The 17,744-nt window shown below is 69.6% G+C and carries 15 protein-coding genes; 10 read left to right on the top strand and 5 right to left on the bottom strand.

Annotated features, from left to right (window positions below):
* From ABEA24_RS21730 to leuS, 4 genes are all read left to right on the top strand, one after another.
* Entirely contained in the window at window positions 1-1,284 is a 1,284-nt protein-coding gene (locus ABEA24_RS21730) for a class I SAM-dependent methyltransferase (protein WP_345433320.1), read from the top strand.
* 308 nt (window positions 1,285-1,592) lie between these two features.
* On the top strand, window positions 1,593-2,465 hold the full coding sequence (locus ABEA24_RS21735) for an alpha/beta fold hydrolase (protein WP_345432804.1): 873 nt from the start codon (window positions 1,593-1,595) through the stop codon (window positions 2,463-2,465).
* Window positions 2,466-2,597: 132 nt separating this feature from the next.
* Complete coding sequence (locus ABEA24_RS21740; RefSeq protein WP_345432805.1) at window positions 2,598-3,851, top strand: cytochrome P450; 1,254 nt, start codon at window positions 2,598-2,600, stop codon at window positions 3,849-3,851.
* 242 nt (window positions 3,852-4,093) lie between these two features.
* Window positions 4,094-6,559 carry a leucine--tRNA ligase gene (gene leuS, locus ABEA24_RS21745; protein ID WP_345432806.1) on the top strand — a complete coding sequence of 822 codons (2,466 nt, stop codon included), beginning with the start codon at window positions 4,094-4,096 and terminating at the stop codon, window positions 6,557-6,559.
* A 47-nt stretch (window positions 6,560-6,606) separates the two neighbouring features.
* On the opposite strand, the gene lexA is transcribed toward leuS, so the two are convergent.
* Window positions 6,607-7,311 carry a transcriptional repressor LexA gene (gene lexA, locus ABEA24_RS21750; RefSeq protein ID WP_345432807.1) on the bottom strand — a complete coding sequence of 235 codons (705 nt, stop codon included), beginning with the start codon at window positions 7,309-7,311 and terminating at the stop codon, window positions 6,607-6,609.
* A 626-nt stretch (window positions 7,312-7,937) separates the two neighbouring features.
* Between lexA and nrdR the strand changes: the two genes are divergently transcribed.
* Together nrdR and ABEA24_RS21760 are read left to right on the top strand one after the other, a co-directional pair.
* Complete coding sequence (gene nrdR, locus ABEA24_RS21755; RefSeq protein ID WP_345433321.1) at window positions 7,938-8,402, top strand: transcriptional regulator NrdR; 465 nt, start codon at window positions 7,938-7,940, stop codon at window positions 8,400-8,402.
* Between the two features lie 72 nt (window positions 8,403-8,474).
* Window positions 8,475-11,297: a vitamin B12-dependent ribonucleotide reductase gene (locus ABEA24_RS21760; protein ID WP_345432808.1), complete on the top strand. Its 2,823-nt coding sequence runs from the start codon at window positions 8,475-8,477 to the stop codon at window positions 11,295-11,297.
* 79 nt (window positions 11,298-11,376) lie between these two features.
* Here ABEA24_RS21760 and ABEA24_RS21765 read toward each other — a convergent pair whose 3' ends face one another.
* The gene (locus ABEA24_RS21765; RefSeq protein ID WP_345432809.1) at window positions 11,377-12,363 is read right to left on the bottom strand and encodes a helix-turn-helix transcriptional regulator; all 987 of its coding nucleotides are present in this window, start codon (window positions 12,361-12,363) and stop codon (window positions 11,377-11,379) included.
* 62 nt (window positions 12,364-12,425) lie between these two features.
* Here ABEA24_RS21765 and ABEA24_RS21770 point away from each other — a divergent pair, with 62 nt between their 5' ends.
* A complete protein-coding gene (locus tag ABEA24_RS21770; RefSeq protein ID WP_345432810.1) occupies window positions 12,426-13,562 on the top strand; it encodes an epoxide hydrolase family protein in 1,137 nt (378 codons plus the stop codon).
* 6 nt (window positions 13,563-13,568) lie between these two features.
* Here ABEA24_RS21770 and ABEA24_RS21775 read toward each other — a convergent pair whose 3' ends face one another.
* Window positions 13,569-15,035: an AlkA N-terminal domain-containing protein gene (locus ABEA24_RS21775; protein ID WP_345432811.1), complete on the bottom strand. Its 1,467-nt coding sequence runs from the start codon at window positions 15,033-15,035 to the stop codon at window positions 13,569-13,571.
* 133 nt (window positions 15,036-15,168) lie between these two features.
* Here ABEA24_RS21775 and ABEA24_RS21780 point away from each other — a divergent pair, with 133 nt between their 5' ends.
* Together ABEA24_RS21780 and ABEA24_RS21785 are read left to right on the top strand one after the other, a co-directional pair.
* Entirely contained in the window at window positions 15,169-15,447 is a 279-nt protein-coding gene (locus ABEA24_RS21780) for a hypothetical protein (RefSeq protein WP_345432812.1), read from the top strand.
* Between the two features lie 2 nt (window positions 15,448-15,449).
* On the top strand, window positions 15,450-16,157 hold the full coding sequence (locus tag ABEA24_RS21785; protein ID WP_345432813.1) for an SGNH/GDSL hydrolase family protein: 708 nt from the start codon (window positions 15,450-15,452) through the stop codon (window positions 16,155-16,157).
* 76 nt (window positions 16,158-16,233) lie between these two features.
* Here the strand turns inward: ABEA24_RS21785 and ABEA24_RS21790 are convergent, their stop codons facing one another.
* Window positions 16,234-16,698, bottom strand: coding sequence for a nuclear transport factor 2 family protein (locus tag ABEA24_RS21790; RefSeq protein ID WP_345432814.1), 465 nt, complete (start codon window positions 16,696-16,698; stop codon window positions 16,234-16,236).
* Between the two features lie 83 nt (window positions 16,699-16,781).
* On the opposite strand from ABEA24_RS21790, the gene ABEA24_RS21795 reads away from it, so the two are divergent.
* A complete protein-coding gene (locus tag ABEA24_RS21795) occupies window positions 16,782-17,384 on the top strand; it encodes a TetR family transcriptional regulator (RefSeq protein WP_345432815.1) in 603 nt (200 codons plus the stop codon).
* Between the two features lie 179 nt (window positions 17,385-17,563).
* On the opposite strand, the gene ABEA24_RS21800 is transcribed toward ABEA24_RS21795, so the two are convergent.
* Window positions 17,564-17,744, bottom strand: a 181-nt coding sequence (locus ABEA24_RS21800; protein ID WP_345432816.1) for a hypothetical protein, incomplete at its 5' end; no start/stop codon positions are given.

The following is a 17,744-nucleotide window of genomic DNA, read 5'->3' on the forward strand; positions in this document are numbered from 1 at the left end:
ATGAAGCTGGCGGAGGCATTCGAGCGTGTCGTCGGTCGCGACGCGCTGGTGGAGTTCCGGGCCTATGACGAGAGCCGTGCGGGCGCTCTCGGCGCGGACATCAGGGTGGAGGTGAAGTCGCCGTACGCGATCTCCTATCTCGCCCACGCGCCCGGCGCGCTCGGGCTGGCGCGGGCGTACGTCGCGGGGCATCTCGACATCGTCGGGGACATGTACACGGCGCTGTTCCGGATGCAGTCGGCGCTCGGGGACCTGACGTGGGCCGACAAGACGACCCTGCTGCGCGGCATCCTGCGCGACCCGCTGCTGCGCGCCGCCGCGCTGACGCGCCTGGACCCGCCGCCTCAGGAGGTACGGCCCGCCAAGGTGCCCCTGCTGTCGGGCCTGCGGCATTCCAAGCGCCGTGACGCCAAGGCGATCTCCCACCACTACGACGTCTCGAACACCTTCTACGAGTGGGTGCTCGGCCCGTCGATGGCCTACACCTGCGCGTGCTACCCGTCGGAGGACGCGACGCTGGAGCAGGCGCAGTTCAACAAGTTCGACCTCGTCGCCCGCAAGCTCGGACTGCGCGAGGGCATGCGGCTGCTCGACGTCGGCTGCGGCTGGGGCGGCATGGTCATGCACGCCGCCCGCGAGTACGGCGTGAAGGCGCTCGGCGTGACGCTGTCCAAGCAGCAGGCCGAGTGGGCGCAGAAGGCGATCGCCGAGGCCGGCCTGTCGGAGCTCGCCGAGGTCCGCCACCTCGACTACCGGGACGTCACCGAGGGCGACTTCGACGCCGTCAGCTCGATCGGCCTGACCGAGCACATCGGCAAGGCCAACGTCCCCGGCTACTTCTCCTTCCTGTACGGCAAGCTGAAGCCCGGCGGGCGGATGCTCAACCACTGCATCACCCGTCCCGACGACAGTGAGCCGTCGATCCGGGAGGAAGGCTTCATTAACCGGTACGTCTTCCCCGACGGCGAGCTCGAGGGCCCGGGCTGGCTGATCTCGCGGATGAACGACGCGGGGTTCGAGATCCGGCACGAGGAGAACCTCCGCGAGCACTACGCCAAGACCCTCACCGGCTGGTGCCGCAACCTCGACGACCACTGGGACGAGGCGGTTGCCGAGGTGGGGGAGGGCACCGCTCGCGTGTGGCGGCTGTACATGGCCGGTTCACGGCTCGGTTTCGACCTCAACTGGATCCAGCTGCACCAGGTCCTCGGCGTCAAACTGCACGAGGGCGGCCGCTCCGGCATGCCGCTGCGACCCTCGTTCGAGCCGCCGTCGGCCGGCTGACCGCGGCGACGTACGGTCGCGGAGCGCACGCCGCGCTCCGCGACCGCCGCTCGTCCGGGCCGGGGTCGTGACCGTCGGCTCGTCCGGCGGTAGGTCATCGCCGCCGCTCGTTCGGCCGAGGGCGGCGGCCGCTGTTCGTCCGGCCGGGTGTGCCGAGAGTCCGTGGCGGGGCTCGTCCCCGGCCGCCTGCCCTCGCGTGCGGAGCACCGCCGGTCGGGTTCGTCGCCCTGATTGCGGATGATGTCCTGCCCTGGCCGGGTTCGCCGAAGACGGTGACGCCGGGGCGAGGGCGGCTTAACGTCACCCACATGACGGAGATCGCGACGATCCGGGCGAACGACCTGACCTTCGGCTACCTCGAGGCCGGCAGCGGGCCGCTCGCCCTGTGCCTGCACGGCTTCCCCGACTCGGCGCACACGTGGCGGCACCTGCTGCCCGCGCTGGCCGACGCCGGCTACCACGCGGTCGCGCCGTTCCTGCGCGGGTACGCGCCGACGGAGGTGCCGAAGGACGGCGCCTACCAGACCGGCGCGCTGGCGGCGGACGCGAACGCCCTGCACGAGGCCTTCGGCGGGGACGCCGACGCGGTGCTCATCGGGCACGACTGGGGCGCCGCCGCGACGTACGCCGCCGTCTCGGCGGCGCCGGAGCGCTGGCGGCGCGCGGTGGCCTTGGCGCTCCCGCCGTTCAGCGCGCTGCTGTCGGCGTTCTTCGACTACGCCCAGCTCAAACGGTCCTTCTACGTGTTCCTCTTCCAGACACCGCTGGCCGAGACGGCGGTGCTGACCGGGGACCTGGCGTTCCTGGACGGCCTGTGGGCCGACTGGTCGCCCGGTCATGACGCGACCCGCGACGTCGCGTACGCCAAGGAGTGCCTGCGCGACCCGGAGAACCTCGCCGCCGCCATCGGCTACTACCGGGCGATGCTCGACCCGTCGCTGCACGTCCCCGCGTACGCAGCCGAACAGGAGGCGGCCGGGCGCGTCGGCGAGCGGTCGGCGCTCTATCTGCACGGCGCGGCCGACGGCTGCCTGGCCGCGCCTTCGCCGAGTGACGTCGAGGGTCATCTCCCGCCCGGGTCGGTGGCGCGGATCGTCCCCGGCGTCGGCCACTTCCTCCACCTGGAGAGGTCGGCCGAGGTGAACCGGCTGATCCTCGACTGGCTGGCCGCCGACGGCTGACGGGTGTACCGGCTGGTCCTCGACCGGCCGCCGACGGCTGATCAGTGTCCGGAGTTCGCCGCCTGCCTGCGGCGTAAGTGGTCACTTTGGCAGAATGGAGCAGAATGCGATTCTAATGATGAGGGGTGGCGGATGACGGTGGAGAAGACCCGGCCCGACGGGATCGATCTGACCGAATGGGAGTTCTGGGAACGTCCGCTCGAGGAGCGTCACGCGGCGTTCCGGACCCTGCGAGGGCTACCGCGGCCGGCGTTCTTCCGCGAACCCGAGATGTCCTTTCTGCCCGCGGGGCCCGGATACTACGCGCTGGTCACCCACGCGGACGTCGTGGAGGCATCCCGCCGGTCGGCCGACTTCTGCTCGGGGCAGGGTGCGATCAACATAAACGACATGCCGGCCGACCTCGGTGAGTATTTCGGCTCCATGATCAACATGGACGACCCGCGGCACGCCAAGATCCGCCGGATCGTCTCGCGCGCCTTCTCGCCGCGCATGATCCAGCGGTTCGAGGACCAGGTGCAGGCCACCGCCGAGCAGGTCGTCGAGGAGGTCCTGGCCAAGGGCGGCGGCGACTTCGTGACCGACGTCGCCGCCCGGCTCCCCTTGAAGATCATCTGTGACCTGATGGGGATCGACGAGAGGCACTACAAGACCGTCTTCGACAACACCAATGTCATCCTCGCCGGCGCCGACCCCGAGTTCGTCCCCGACGAGCCCGACCAGGTCGCGCTCCAGCTCCTCGAGGCGGGGCAGACCCTGAAGGACCTCGTCGAGGAGCTCGGCCGGCAGCGCCGTGACGAGCCGACCGGCGACCTCATCTCCGCCCTGGTCAACGCGAACATCGACGGCGAGTCGCTGACCGACCAGGAGCTCGGGTCCTTCTTCATCCTGCTGGTCGTCGCCGGCAACGAGACCACGCGCAACGCCATCGCGCACGGCCTGCACCTGCTCACCGAGAACCCGGAGCAGCGAGAGCTGCTCGCGTCCGACTTCGAGCGGTACATCCCGGGTGCCGTCGAGGAGATCGTGCGCTACGCCTCGCCGGTCATCTGGATGCGGCGCACCGCGACCCGCGACACCGAGCTGAACGGTCATGAGTTCAAGGCCGGGGACAAACTGCTGCTGTACTACTGGGCCGCCAACCGGGACGAGACCGTGTTCGACCACCCGGAGGTCTTCGACATCACCCGCGATCCCAACCCGCACGTGGGCTTCGGCGGCCCGGGTCCGCACTTCTGCCTCGGCGCGCACCTGGCCCGGCGGGAGATCACCGTGATGTTCCGCGAGCTGTTCCGCCGGGCCCCGGGCATCCGCGCCACCGGCGAACCCGACCGCCTGCTGTCCAACTTCATCAACGGCATCAAGCACCTGCCGTACGCCGTCTGACCGCCGGCTCTGCGTGCCCGGCGGTCCGGCCACGCAGAGCCGCGACCGCGGTCGTCCCGGTATGTAATCGCCCGGTGTCCTTGCCTCTGCGATAGTCTTGAGGTATGCGATCTCGGCTGCTCCTTAGCCGGCCGCGTTGACCTGAGGCGTCGACGCGGCAGCCCCTCCTGCGCGAGGGGCGTTCTCATGCAAGGGGCGCGTTCATCCGCCAGCCGAAGCCGTGCGAATCAGACGAGGAACCCATGACAGGCGCCGACGAGAACTACGACCCACGGACGATCCAGGACAAGTGGTACGCCCGGTGGGAGGAGCTGAAGCCCTTCGCTGCGAGCGAGGACCCCGGTGATGACCGGCCTCGCAAGTACGCGCTGGACATGTTCCCGTACCCCTCCGGCGACCTCCACATGGGTCACGCCGAGGCGTTCGCGATCGGCGACGTCATCGCCCGCTACTGGTTCCAGCAGGGCTACAACGTCCTGCACCCCATCGGCTGGGACTCCTTCGGCCTGCCGGCCGAGAACGCCGCGATCAAGCGCGACTCGCACCCCGCCGAGTGGACGTACACCAACATCGACACCCAGGCGGAGTCTTTCAAGCGGTACGCGATCTCCTTCGACTGGTCGCGCCGGCTGCACACCTCCGACCCGGAGTACTACCGCTGGAACCAGTGGCTGTTCCTGCGCTTCTACGAGCGCGGCCTGGCGTACCGCAAGGGCGGGCAGGTCAACTGGTGCCCCAAGGACCAGACGGTGCTGGCCAACGAGCAGGTGGTCAACGGGCACTGCGAGCGGTGCGGCGCCGTGGTCGAGAAGCGCGTCCTGACCCAGTGGTACTTCAAGATCACCGAGTACGCCGACCGGCTGCTGACCGACATGGCGGATCTGGAGTGGCCCGAGCGGGTGCTGCTGATGCAGCGCAACTGGATCGGCCGCTCCGAGGGCGCCGACGTGGCGTTCCAGATCGAGGGGCGCGCGGAGCCGGTCACCGTCTACACGACCCGGCCGGACACCCTGTACGGCGCGACGTTCTTCGTCGTCGCCGCCGACGCCGCGCTGGCCGACGAGATCTGCGCGCCGGAGCAGCGCGCCGAGTTCGAGGCCTACCGCGACGCCGTACGGCGTGAGTCGGAGATCGAGCGGCTGTCCGCCGACCGGGAGAAGACCGGCGTCTTCCTGGGCCGCTACGCGATCAACCCGGTGAACGGCGAGCGCATCCCCGTGTGGGCCTCCGACTACGTCCTGGCGGAGTACGGCCACGGCGCGATCATGGCGGTGCCCGCCCACGACCAGCGCGACCTGGACTTCGCCCGCAGGTTCGGCCTGCCGGTCCGTGTCGTCGTCCAGACGGGGGAGTCGGACCCGGCCGAGACCGGGGTCGCCACCCCGGGCGAGGGCGAGCTGACCAACTCCGGTCCGCTGGACGGCCTGACCAAGTCCGCCGCCATCCCGCGAATCGTCGAGGTCCTCGAGGAGAAGGGCCTGGGCAAGGCCTCCGTCAACTACCGGCTGCGCGACTGGCTGATCTCCCGGCAGCGGTTCTGGGGCACCCCGATCCCGATCATCCACTGCGAGTCGTGCGGCGAGGTCCCGGTCCCGGACGAGCAGCTGCCCGTGCGCCTGCCGGACGACCTGCGCGGCGCCGACCTGGCGCCGAAGGGCGTGTCGCCGCTGGCGGCCGCCGAGAACTGGGTGAACGTCACCTGCCCCAAGTGCGGCGGCGCGGCCAAGCGCGACACCGACACGATGGACACCTTCGTCGACTCGTCCTGGTACTTCCTGCGGTACTGCTCCCCCGGGTACGAGGACGGCCCGTTCGACGTCGAGCAGGTCCGCCGGTGGATGCCGGCCGACCAGTACACCGGAGGCGTCGAGCACGCCATCCTGCACCTGCTGTACGCGCGGTTCTTCACCAAGGTGCTGTACGACATGGGGATGGTCGACTTCACCGAGCCGTTCAAGCGGCTGGTCAACCAGGGCCAGGTCATCCTGAACAGCAAGGCGATGTCGAAGTCGACCGGCAACCTGGTCGACCTGGGCGAGCAGATCGCCGAGTACGGCGTCGACGCCGTACGCCTGACGATGCTCTTCTCGGGGCCGCCGGAGGACGACATCGACTGGGCCGACGTGTCCCCGTCCGGTTCGGTGAAGTTCCTGGCCCGGGTCTTCCGCGTGGCCGCCGACGTGACGTCCGCGCCGGGGGCCGACCCCGCCACGGGCGACGTCGAGCTGCGCAAGGCGACGCACCGGACGATCGACGAGGTCACCCGGCTGGTCGAGGCGCACCGCTACAACGTGGCGATCGCGCGGATGATGGAGCTGACGTCCGCCGCGCGCAAGGCCATCGACACGGGCGCCGGGGCCGGTGACCCGGCGGTGCGGGAGGCGGCCGAGACCCTGGCGGTCATGCTGTCGCTGGTCACGCCGTACACCGCCGATGAGATGTGGGAGCGGCTGGGCCGTACGGCTCCGGTGGCCAAGGCGGGCTGGCCGACGGCCGAGCCGGCGCTGCTGGTCCAGGAGTCGGTCACCTGTGTCGTACAGGTCGCGGGCAAGGTCCGCGACCGTCTGGAGGTGTCTCCGGACATCGCCGAGGGCGACCTGGAGCGGCTGGCCCTGGACTCGGAGAAGATCCGGGCGGCACTGGGCGACCGGGGCGTCCGCAAGGTCATCGTGCGCGCTCCGAAGATCGTGAACATCGTGCCCGCCTGACGGGCGGATCCACCCGGGTCGGTGCGACGTCGCCGACCCGGGTGGGATCACATCTTGCGCAGGACCGCCACCACGCGGCCGAGGATCGTGGCGTCGTCGCCGGGGATGGGGTCGTACGCCGGGTTGTGCGGCATCAGCCAGACCTTGTCGTCGCGCCGCTTGAGCGTCTTGACGGTGGCCTCGCCGTCGATCATCGCGGCCACGATGTCGCCGTTCTCCGCGACGGGCTGCTGACGCACGACGACCCAGTCGCCGTCGGCGATGGCGGCCTCGATCATCGAGTCACCGGTGACGTTCAGCAGGAAGTGCGTGCCCTCGCCGACGAGCTGTCTCGGCAGCGCGAAGACGTCCTCGACGGCCTCCTCGGCGAGGATCGGGCCACCGGCGGCGATGCGGCCGACGAGCGGGACGTACGCGGGGGCGGGGCGCGCCGGGGCCTCCTGGCCGTTGGTGATCTCGTACGCCTCGTGGTCGGACTCGGTGGCGACCGCCGAGGATCCGGGCATGCGGACGACCACCGCGCGCGGCCGGTTCGGGTCGCGCAGCAGGAAGCCCTTGCGCTGCAGTGTCCGGAGCTGGTGGGAGACGCTCGAGGTGCTGGTCAGCCCGACGGCCTCGCCGATCTCGCGCATCGACGGCGGGTAGCCGCGCCGCTGGACCGAGTCCCTGATCACCTCCAGCACCTTGCGTTGGCGGACGGTCAGTCCGCTCTCGTCGCCTGGGCCGTCCGGCATTTCCCGAACCTTGCTCATGGTGTCTCCGATGGATGTCTTCTGCGGTGACGTGCGGCCGCCGGTATTTCACTCCCGTAGAGCGACGTTATCGCTTCTCCGGGAAATGATCAAACAGGTGTTCGAAAAATGTGGAATTTTACGGTCCGGGCTATGTCGTCTTTAGTTCGTACATGCGTTCGATAATAATTCCTTGCCGCGCGTTGGTGAAGGGCGGGTGTGATCGCCGGGCGCCGTCCTATGGCCGGCGCTCGGAAGGGGGTGGCCGCCGTCGTGCTCCCGGGCGGGGCATGGCAGGCTTGGGGTTCGGGGATGCGCCCGCGCGAGAACGCCGGCGCAATGTGATCCACTTCACCGTTTCGGCTGTCGGCGGCGTCGCCGCAGGTCAATGAGGTGAGGCGTGCCCTGGCGGCGGATCGCCGCGCCGGGCGGAGGGCGCGACACGCCGGTAGAGGCGGTGGATCCCCTCGTGGGCGGCCTCTTCGCGCCGGGTGCCTCAAGCGGGTTGCGATGCCCTCGGTCGGGCTCTACGGTTGGACCACAACATCTAGTAGTTACATGGATGTAGTTCACCATAGGTTGTGGTTACAAGGTGAGGTTCGCGTGGTGAGCGCGTGACCCGCTGTCAGGGGGAGGAGTCCGGAGGCATGCACTGCCCGTTCTGCCGACACACCGACAGCAGAGTCATCGACAGCCGCGTCACCGACGACGGAGCCGCCATCCGGCGCCGTCGTTCGTGCCCGGAGTGCGGTCGTCGCTTCACCACCCAGGAGACGGTGCTCATGATGGTCGCCAAGCGCAGCGGCGTCACCGAGCCGTTCTCCCGGGACAAGATCATCGCCGGAGTGCGCCGGGCGTGTCAGGGCCGTCCCGTCAACGAGGACGCCCTCGCCATGCTCGGCCAGCGGGTCGAGGAGGCGATCCGGGCGACGGGGAACGCCGAGATCCCCTCGCACCAGATCGGGCTGGCGATCCTCGGTCCGCTCCGCGAACTCGACGAGGTCGCGTACCTGCGATTCGCCTCCGTCTACCGGGGGTTCGAGACGCTCGACGACTTCGCCAAGGAAATCGAATCGCTGCGCGTGGCGAACGGCGGCGACGCCCGGTCGTAGGGCGGCGCCCGCGCCGCGGGCTGTACGGGTAATCCTGGAGGTGGGCCTGGTGTGCCCGAGAAGGGGGATGTCATGACAGAGACGGTGAGCGGCTCAGCCCGACGGGGTAAGGCGAGCCGCAAGGGCGTGAAGATGGAGCGCATCTTCACGCGGCCGGGCGTCCACCCGTATGACGACGTCAAGTGGGAGCGGCGTGACGTCGTCATGACCAACTGGCGCGACGGGTCGGTGAACTTCGAGCAGAAGGGCGTCGAGTTCCCCACGTCCTGGTCGGTCAACGCGGTCAACATCGTCACGTCGAAGTACTTCCGCGGCGCCGTGGGCACCCCGCAGCGCGAGTGGAGCCTCAAGCAGCTGGTCGACCGGGTCGTCGGGGTCTACACCGAGACCGGCATCAAGAACGGCTACTTCGCCTCCGACGAGGACGCCGAGATCTTCGACCACGAGCTGAAGCACGCCCTGGTCAACCAGGTGTTCAGCTTCAACTCGCCGGTCTGGTTCAACGTCGGCACGGCCTCCCCGCAGCAGGTCAGCGCCTGCTTCATCCTGTCCGTGGACGACACGATGGAGTCGATCCTGGACTGGTACAAGGAAGAGGGTGTGATCTTCAAGGGCGGCTCCGGGTCGGGTGTGAACCTCTCCCGCATCCGCTCCAGCAAGGAGCTGCTGTCCTCCGGCGGCACCGCGAGCGGCCCGGTGTCGTTCATGCGCGGCGCCGACGCCTCCGCGGGCACCATCAAGTCCGGTGGCGCGACCCGCCGCGCGGCGAAGATGGTCGTTCTGGACGTGGACCACCCCGACGTCGAGGAGTTCATCGAGACCAAGGCGCGCGAAGAGGACAAGATCCGCGCCCTGCGCGACGCCGGCTTCGACATGGACCTCGGCGGCAAGGACATCGTCAGCGTCCAGTACCAGAATGCCAACAACTCCGTCCGTGTCTCCGACGAGTTCATGCGCGCGGTCGAGTCGGGCGACTCTTTCGGCCTGCGCGCCCGCCGTACGGGCGAGGCCATCGAGCAGATCGACGCCAAGGGCCTGTTCCGCAAGCTCGCCCAGGCGGCCTGGGCGTGCGCGGACCCGGGCATCCAGTACGACGACACGATCAACGACTGGCACACCAACCCCGAGACCGGGCGCATCACGGCCAGCAACCCGTGCTCGGAGTACATGAGCCTGGACAACTCGTCCTGCAACCTGGCCAGCATCAACCTGCTGAAGTTCCTGGGCGAGGACAACACCTTCGACGTCGCGCGGTTCGTGAAGCTCTGCGAGCTGATCATCACCGCGATGGACATCTCCATCACGTTCGCGGACTTCCCGACCGAGAAGATCGGCGAGACGACGCGCGCGTACCGGCAGCTCGGCATCGGCTACGCCAACCTCGGCGCGCTGCTGATGGCGACCGGCCACGCGTACGACTCCGAGGGCGGGCGCTCGCTCGCGGGCACGATCACCTCGCTGATGACCGGCGTGGCCTACCGGCGCTCCGCCGAGCTGGCCGGCGCGGTCGGCACGTACGAGGGCTACGCCCGCAACGCCGAGGCGCACAAGCGCGTCATGCGCAAGCACGCCGTCGCCAACGACGAGATCCGCACGCTCGACGAGATGGACAAGTCCATCCACCTCGAGGCCACCAAGCAGTGGCAGCAGTGCCTCAAGCTCGGCGAGCGGAACGGCTACCGCAACGCCCAGGCGTCGCTGCTCGCGCCCACCGGCACGATCGGCCTCATGATGGACTGCGACACGACGGGCATCGAGCCCGACCTGGCGCTGGTCAAGTACAAGAAGCTGGTCGGCGGCGGCTCGATGCAGATCGTCAACAACACCGTGCCGCGCGCCCTCAAGAAGCTCGGCTACCAGCAGGAGCAGATCGAGGCGGTCGTCGAGTACATCGCCGAGCACGGCCACGTCGTCGACGCGCCCGGCCTGCGCGCCGAGCACTACGAGGTCTTCGACTGCGCGATGGGCGAGCGGGCCATCAGCCCGATGGGCCACGTGCGGATGATGGCCGCGACGCAGCCGTTCCTGTCCGGCGCGATCTCCAAGACCGTGAACATGCCGGAGCAGGCGACGATCGAGGACGTCGAGAAGATCTACTTCGAGGGCTGGAAGCTCGGCCTGAAGGCGCTCGCGATCTACCGCGACAACTGCAAGGTCGGCCAGCCGCTGTCGGCGGCGAAGAAGAAGACCGAGGAGAAGGTCGAGGAGGCGCCGGCGCCGGTCGTCGAGCGCGGCCCGGTCCGCACCCGCCTGCCCAAGCAGCGGTCCGCGACCGTCACCCGGTTCTCCGTCGGCGGCGCCGAGGGCTACATGACGGCCTCGAGCTACCCCGACAACGGGCTCGGCGAGGTGTTCCTCAAGCTCGGCAAGCAGGGCTCCACCCTGGCCGGCGTGATGGACGCCTTCTCGATGGCGATCTCCATCAGCCTCCAGTACGGCGTGCCGCTGGAGACCTGGGTCGAGAAGTTCACCAACATGCGGTTCGAGCCGGCGGGCATGACCGACGACCCGGACATCCGCATGGCGACGTCGATGATGGACTACATCTTCCGTCGCCTGGCCCTCGACCACCTGCCGTACGAGACCCGCGCCGAGCTGGGCATCTTCTCGGCCGAGGAGCGCACCGCGCAGGCGGCGGGCCAGGACCCCGCGTCCCTCCACGCGGAGGAGGACGTCGACCGTGAGTCGCTCGCCCAGTCGGTCCCGGTCGAGCAGCCGAAGGCCAAGGAGCAGCCCGAGCCGCCCGCGGCCGCGCACTCCTCGACCGAGCTGATCGAGAGCCACCAGGGCCGTACGGCCGACGCGCCGCTGTGCCTCACCTGCGGCACGAAGATGCGCCCGGCCGGCAGCTGCTACGTCTGCGAGGGCTGCGGCTCCACCAGCGGCTGCAGCTGATCCCGAGCGCCGTCCAGGCGTGAACCAGCAGGTCAACGAGGGGAGCCGACGAGACGTCGGCTCCCCTTCGGGGCAGACCTCAGCGCCCGCGGGTGGTCGACCGCCACTGCCCCGTGGTTCCTGATGCCGCCCGGAGACGGTCGGCCATGACGCCGATCCGCTCGACCAGTTCCGGCGGGTCGTGCACCTCGAACCCGATGTCCATCAGGGCGACCCACACGACGATCTCGTCGAGGTTGTTCGCACCGCACAGCAGGACGCAGGTCCGCGCGTCGACGGGCTCCACCGTCCCCACCGTCGGCGGCATGTGCCCGGTCACGACCTCCGCCGGGGCGTGCATGGTGAAGCGCGCCTGATAGCGGTACGGAGCACTGGAGATCGCCCGGGAGGTGTAGGCGGCGAGGTCCTCGTCGGGTGGGTCCCGGGGGACGAAGCGCGGCCCGTTCGGCGTCCTCAGGCGCAGCCGGTCGACCCGATACGTCCGCCAGTCCTCCTTGTCGAGGTCCCAGCCCACGAGATACCACCGGCGCCCCGAATGCACGAGCCGATGGGGCTCGGCCGAACGGCGGCTCTCCTCACCCTGGTGCGACCGGTAGTCGAACCGCAGTCCTTCATGATCTCGGCAGGCCGCGGCGATGGCGGTCAGCACCTCGGGGTCCACCGGCGCCGCGGCCCCCGTCATGGGCACGGTCATCGACTGCAGCGCGTGAACGCGATGCCGCAGCCGTGAGGGCAGCACCCGTTCGAGCTTCGCGAGCGCCCGTACGGACGTCTCCTCGATCCCGGCGACCGTGCCCCCGGCGGCCGTCCTCAGCCCCACCGCGACCGCGACCGCCTCGTCGTCATCGAGCAGCAGCGGGGGCAGGTCGGACCCGGCGCCCAGCCGGTAACCCGGCGCGCCGGCCGTGGCGTGCACGGGATAGCCCAGTTCCCGCAGCCGGTCCACATCCCGCCGTACGGTCCGCGTCGTGACGCCGAGCCGCTCTGCCAGTTCCGCGCCGGACCAGTCCCGGTGGGTCTGCAGGAGGGACAGCAGTCTGAGGAGTCGCGCCGAGGTCTCCAACATGCTTTCAATCTTGCCGCAGCCTAGGACCGAACCCGTCCTAAGCGGCTCCTAACGTCTTGGGCATGGCGAAAATCGACCCGTTCCGCATCGACATCCCGCAGGCCGACCTGGACGACCTCCGCGACCGGCTGGCCCGCACCCGCTGGCCGGACGAACTGCCCGGCACCGGCTGGTCGTACGGCGTCCCGTCCTCGTACGCCAAGGAGCTGGCCGAGTACTGGCGGACGGCCTACGACTGGCGGAGGCAGGAGGCGGCGCTCAACGAGTACCCGCAGTTCACCACCGAGATCGACGGCCAGAACATCCACTTCCTGCATGTCCGCTCTCCCGAACCCGACGCGCTCCCGCTGATCCTCACGCACGGCTGGCCGGGCTCGGTCGCCGAGTTCATGAAGGTCATCGGCCCGCTCACCGACCCGGCGGCGCACGGCGGCGACCGGTCCGACGCGTTCCACGTCGTCGCCCCGTCGATCCCCGGGTTCGGCTTCTCCGGTCCCACCACCGAGACCGGCTGGGACCTGCAGCGGGTCGCGCGGGCGTGGGCGGAGCTGATGGACCGGCTCGGCTACCGGCGATACGGCGCGCAGGGCGGCGACAGCGGCTCGGTCATCTCGCCGATGCTCGGCCGCGCCGCGCCCCAGAACGTCGCCGGCGTGCACGTCAACGGCGCGCTCGGGTTCCCGACCGGCGACCCGGCCGAGTTCGACGGGCTCACCCATGCCGAGCTCGCCCGCCTTGGCCAGTACCAGGACCAGGACCGGGCCGGTTACGCGATCATCCAGGCGACTCGGCCGCAGACCCTGGCGTTCGGGCTGCACGACTCGCCCGCGGCGCAGCTGGCGTGGATCGTGGAGAAGTTCAAGGAGTGGACCGACCCGGCGCGCCAACTACCCGAGGACGCGGTGGACCTCGACCAGATGCTCACCGACGTGAGCATCTACTGGTTCACCGGGACCGCCGCCTCGGCCGCCCGCCTCTACAAGGAAGGCCAGAAGGGCTGGGGAGCGGTGGCCGAGTACTCGGCGCTGCCGCACGGCGTCGCCGTCTTCCCCGGTGACGCCGGGGTCCGGCGGATCGCCGAGCGCGAACACAATGTCGTGCACTGGTCGGAGTTCGACCGGGGCGGCCACTTCGCCGCGATGGAAGCACCCGACCTGCTGGTCACCGATGTCCGCGCGTTCTTCCGGCTGGTCCGCTGACCCGCATCAGCCGGGCAATGCCGAGTGATCGTCGGTGGCCCAGAGATACTGGACGGCGTACGCTCGCCATGGCCGCCAGGTGGCGGCGCGGTGGGTGAGTGCGGCGGGGGTGACGGGAAGGCCGAGCTCACGGGCGGCGGCGCGGATTCCGGGATCGGTCGGGACGAAGGCGTCAGGGTCGCCGAGTGCGCGCATCGCGATGGTCTCGACGGTCCAGGGCCCGAGCCCCGGCAATGCGGAAAGCCGCGCGCGGGCTCGCTGCCAGTCTCCTCCGACGCTGAGGTCGATCTCACCGGCCGCCAAGGCGGCGATCAGTTCGGTGAGCGTGGTGCGGCGTGCCTGGGGGAGGGCGAGTGCCGCCGGATCCAGCGACGCCAGCGCCACCGGATCGGGGAAGAGGTGGGTGAGGCCGCCGGCGGGGTCCGTGATCGGCTCGCCGTGGGCGGCGACCAGCCGGGCGGCGCGGATTCGGGCCGTTACGGTGGACACTCGCTGCCCGAGCACGGCGCGCACCGCCAATTCGTACGGGTCGACGGTGCGGGGTACCCGGCGGCCGGGGTCCTTGTCCACGATGGGGGTGAGCACCGGGTCGCCGCGGAGTAGGTCGTCGACGGCGATCGGGTCGGCGTCGAGGTCGAGCAGGCGTCGGCACCGGCTGATCGCGGTGGAGAGGTCGCGTAGATCGGTGAGGGACAGCCGGCAGTCGATGTGGTCGGGCAGCGGGCGCAGGGTGGCGATGCCGTGGCCGCGGGGCAGGCGCAGGGTGCGGCGGTAGGCGCCGTCGCGCCACTCTTCCACCCTCGGTACGGCGGTCGCGGCGAGCCGGCCGAACAGGTTGCCAGGGCACAGCGGAGCCCGGAACGGCAGACGCAGCGGCAACGCCCCGGGGGCGGCGGCCGCCGGGCGTCCGCAGGCGGCGCGGTTCCGCAGTTGGGTCGGTGTCAGAGCGAAGACCTCCCGGACGGTCTCGTTGAACATGCGGATGCTGGCGAACCCGGCGGCGAAGGCGACGTCGGCCATCGGCAGGGTGCTCGTCTCGATCAGCAGCCGGGCGGTCTGGGCCCGCTGGGCCCGTGCGAGCGCGAGCGGGCCCGCTCCGAGTTCGGCGAGCAGCTGCCGTTCGATGTGCCGGGTGCTGTAGCCGAGCTTCGCGGCAAGGCCCGGCACACCGTCGCGGTCGACGACCCCATCAGCGATCATGCGCATCGCCCGCGCCACGACATCGGCGCGTCCATTCCACTCTGGGGAGCCCGGGCTGGCGTCGGGCCGGCACCGCTTGCACGCGCGGAACCCGGCCGACTGTGCCGCGGCGGCGCTGGGAAAGAAGCGCATGTTCTCGACTTTGGGCGGCGCCACTGGACAGCTCGGCCTGCAGTAGATCCCGGTGGTGACCACGGCGCCGAAGAACCAGCCGTCGAATCGGGCGTCCTTGGAAAGAGCAGCCCGTACGCACCGTTCCACGTCGTCATGCACACCGTCAGCATCGCCTCTTTCCGGCCGCCTGAGCTGGCGGGAATACGACGTGATCCCGGATGCCGATCCAGCACGCCGATGTGGTCGCGAACCCGCCAGACCATGCCCGGAACCCGCTGCTGGACTGCTCCCCATGACCATCATCCGTTCGAAGGGGGAGCCGCCGCCCGGTTTCGCGGCCAGCGCCGGTTTGAACATCGCGGCCCCCCAGGTCGGGGGCACGCTTGGCATCGCCGTTCTCACGGCCCTGTTCGCTGGCCACACCTCAGCCGGCGGCGTGTCCGACTTCGCCCACGTCTACCTCGTCTGTGCCCTTGCCTGCCTTGCCGCGGCAGCGGTCGGCGGCCGCCTCATCCTCACGACACCGATACCCGCATTGCCGGCCGAGACCAGCCTCGCGAAGGGAGCCTGATCATGGGGGCCGACGCCGTTCACCTGCGTGAGGCACACGATCCGTACTGCCGCTGGCCGACGGGGTCGGCGGCGCTGATGCGCTCTGCGCCATGGCGACGTCTCGTCGTCCTCGGCGACAGCGTCGCCGCCGGCATAGGGGAGCCACTGGATGGTTACCGCGATCTGGATGCTGCAGCACGTGTTGCCGAGGCGCTCGGGGCCGCACACCCGTCGTTCGACTATCACAATCTCGGGGAGCGGGATCTGCGCGCCGCCGAGATCCGCGACAGCCAGTTGCGAATCGCGCTGGAACTGCGGCCTGACCTGGTGATGGTCGCGGCAGGGGGCAATGACGCTCTCCGACGGTCGTTCGACGAGGAACGTCTCAGAGCCGAGCTGATCTCCCTCGTGGGACCGCTCGTCGCGCAGGGAGCACAGCTGGTGACCATCGGGCTCTTCGACCTCGCGCGGTCCGGCCTCGTGCCGGAGCCCTACGCCGCACCGATGGCGGAACGCTTCGACCGGCTCGACGCGTTCACCAGCCGGGTCGCGGCCGAACACGGTGGAGTCCATGTCGACAACCACAGCCATCCCCTTGCCGCCGACCCCGGCATCTTCGCTGGCGACCGCGTCCACTGCAACGCACGCGGCCATGCGATAGCGGCCGCGAACCTGGTCAAGGCGCTCGCCCCACTGCTGACGCGGGGGACTCCGGCCAACGCCGAGTAGAGGCGCAAGGCTGGATGCCGACCCGGTCGGCATCCAGCCTTGCGCCTCTGTGCATGTGTCGGTGTGGGCGGCTGATCTAGACCGTGTGCGCGCGGGTCTGCAGGGATCGGATGACGCTGATGTCGATCCCGATCTGGTCGGCGAAGCTCCCGGTGTCCCAGTAGGAGCGGATTCTCTCGATCAGACCTTCGTCGTCGAAGTGGAAGAACGACGCCATCTTCATCGAGTACGGCCGCCCGCCCGATGACAGACCCAACGACTCGGCCACGCCGGATGGCACGGTGAGCGTGCCGGTTTCGATGAACTCGCACGCCGCCATTCGGCCCTGCGTCACGGTGGACAGCATTTCTTGCCGGATGTCCGGGATGACGGTGTCGAACACCATCGACCAGACCGGCCGGATGCCGTCCTTCCCCTGAATCGGCTCCGGGCCGGTCGGGAACTGGATGGTCACGTCCTCGGCCAGATACGCCAGCAAGCCATCGATGTCGTGGTCGCTGTACGCCTGGTGGAACCGGTCGATCACCTCTGTGAGCTGCATGCTCCGGAGATTAGTGGCACATCTGTCAATTGGCAACTCTGCCATTTGGCGTCCGTGTCAGGCCAAGGGCTACGCTGGGCGGCGTGACGGCCGGCAACGCGGAGGGTCTGCGCGCACGCAAGAGGAGGCGCACCCAGGACGCGATCATCGATGTCGCCCTACGCCTCTTCGAGGAGAAGGGTTATGACGCCGTGTCCGTGGAGGAGATCGCGGCAGCGGCGGACGTCTCGCCACGGACCTTCTACCGGTACTTCCCGGCCAAGGAGGACGTGCTCCTCGGCGGACAGGACACCGGGGAGGCGACCCGCGACGCACTGGCCGAGCGACGCCCGGGGGAGAGCGACGTCGACTTCGTGGCGCGGGCGATGCTCGCCGGCCTGACCGCCGGCGACCCGGCTCGGAAGATGCGGGGATACCGGCTGGTCCAAGCCGTGCCGGCGCTCCAGGCGCGGATGTTCCAGCTCGTCTGGCGCGGAGGTCAGGAGCACTTCGTGACGGCACTCCTCGCCGATGGTCCCCGGACACACGACGCCGAACTACGCGCCCACGTGCTCACCCATGCCGTCACCGACGCGATGCGCGTCGCCGTCACCTTCTGGCTGGAGTCGGGCCAACGCGGCTCCCTCGAGCAAGAGTGCGAGAAGGCACTGTCGTTTCTGCGCGAGGCGTTCAGCGAAGCCGGGTGACCGGGGCGCGGACTCCGCCGTCGTCGGCCGCTCCCGACATCGCGGAGGAATGCTGCAGCCTCCGAATAAGTGCTCTGTGTCGGTACAATGGCGGCCTCGGAGAGCAGCGAACTCCCGCCATTGGCTGTTTGTCGTCGCCCTTGACGGTGCGAACGCGGACGAACCAGGCGTCACACCAACTACGGCGACGACAAGGCAGCGAGATCGGCCCGCGCCCTCGCCAAAAGCTGCTGGTAGGTTGTGGGGTCGGTTTGGGTGAGGCGTTCGTAGATTTTGATGCGGTTTTGGAGGTTTTGGGTGGCTTCGGTGCGGTGGCCGGCGTCCCATTGGGCGTTGGCGAGGTAGTAGAGGGCTTCTCCG

The sequence above is a fragment of the Actinoallomurus vinaceus genome, from assembly GCF_039542055.1.
In the GTDB taxonomy this organism is placed as follows: Bacteria; Actinomycetota; Actinomycetes; order Streptosporangiales; family Streptosporangiaceae; genus Actinoallomurus; species Actinoallomurus vinaceus.

Bases quoted from the DNA above. Each gene is read 5' to 3' on its own strand.
- ABEA24_RS21730 (WP_345433320.1), top strand. From the start codon at position 1: ATGAAGCTGGCGGAGGCATTCGAGCGTGTCGTCGGTCGCGACGCGCTG.
- ABEA24_RS21735 (WP_345432804.1), top strand. From the start codon at position 1,593: ATGACGGAGATCGCGACGATCCGGGCGAACGACCTGACCTTCGGCTAC.
- ABEA24_RS21740 (WP_345432805.1), top strand. From the start codon at position 2,598: ATGACGGTGGAGAAGACCCGGCCCGACGGGATCGATCTGACCGAATGG.
- leuS (WP_345432806.1), top strand. From the start codon at position 4,094: ATGACAGGCGCCGACGAGAACTACGACCCACGGACGATCCAGGACAAG.
- lexA (WP_345432807.1), bottom strand. From the start codon at position 7,311: ATGAGCAAGGTTCGGGAAATGCCGGACGGCCCAGGCGACGAGAGCGGA.
- nrdR (WP_345433321.1), top strand. From the start codon at position 7,938: ATGCACTGCCCGTTCTGCCGACACACCGACAGCAGAGTCATCGACAGC.
- ABEA24_RS21760 (WP_345432808.1), top strand. From the start codon at position 8,475: ATGACAGAGACGGTGAGCGGCTCAGCCCGACGGGGTAAGGCGAGCCGC.
- ABEA24_RS21765 (WP_345432809.1), bottom strand. From the start codon at position 12,363: ATGTTGGAGACCTCGGCGCGACTCCTCAGACTGCTGTCCCTCCTGCAG.
- ABEA24_RS21770 (WP_345432810.1), top strand. From the start codon at position 12,426: ATGGCGAAAATCGACCCGTTCCGCATCGACATCCCGCAGGCCGACCTG.
- ABEA24_RS21780 (WP_345432812.1), top strand. From the start codon at position 15,169: ATGACCATCATCCGTTCGAAGGGGGAGCCGCCGCCCGGTTTCGCGGCC.
- ABEA24_RS21785 (WP_345432813.1), top strand. From the start codon at position 15,450: ATGGGGGCCGACGCCGTTCACCTGCGTGAGGCACACGATCCGTACTGC.
- ABEA24_RS21790 (WP_345432814.1), bottom strand. From the start codon at position 16,698: ATGCAGCTCACAGAGGTGATCGACCGGTTCCACCAGGCGTACAGCGAC.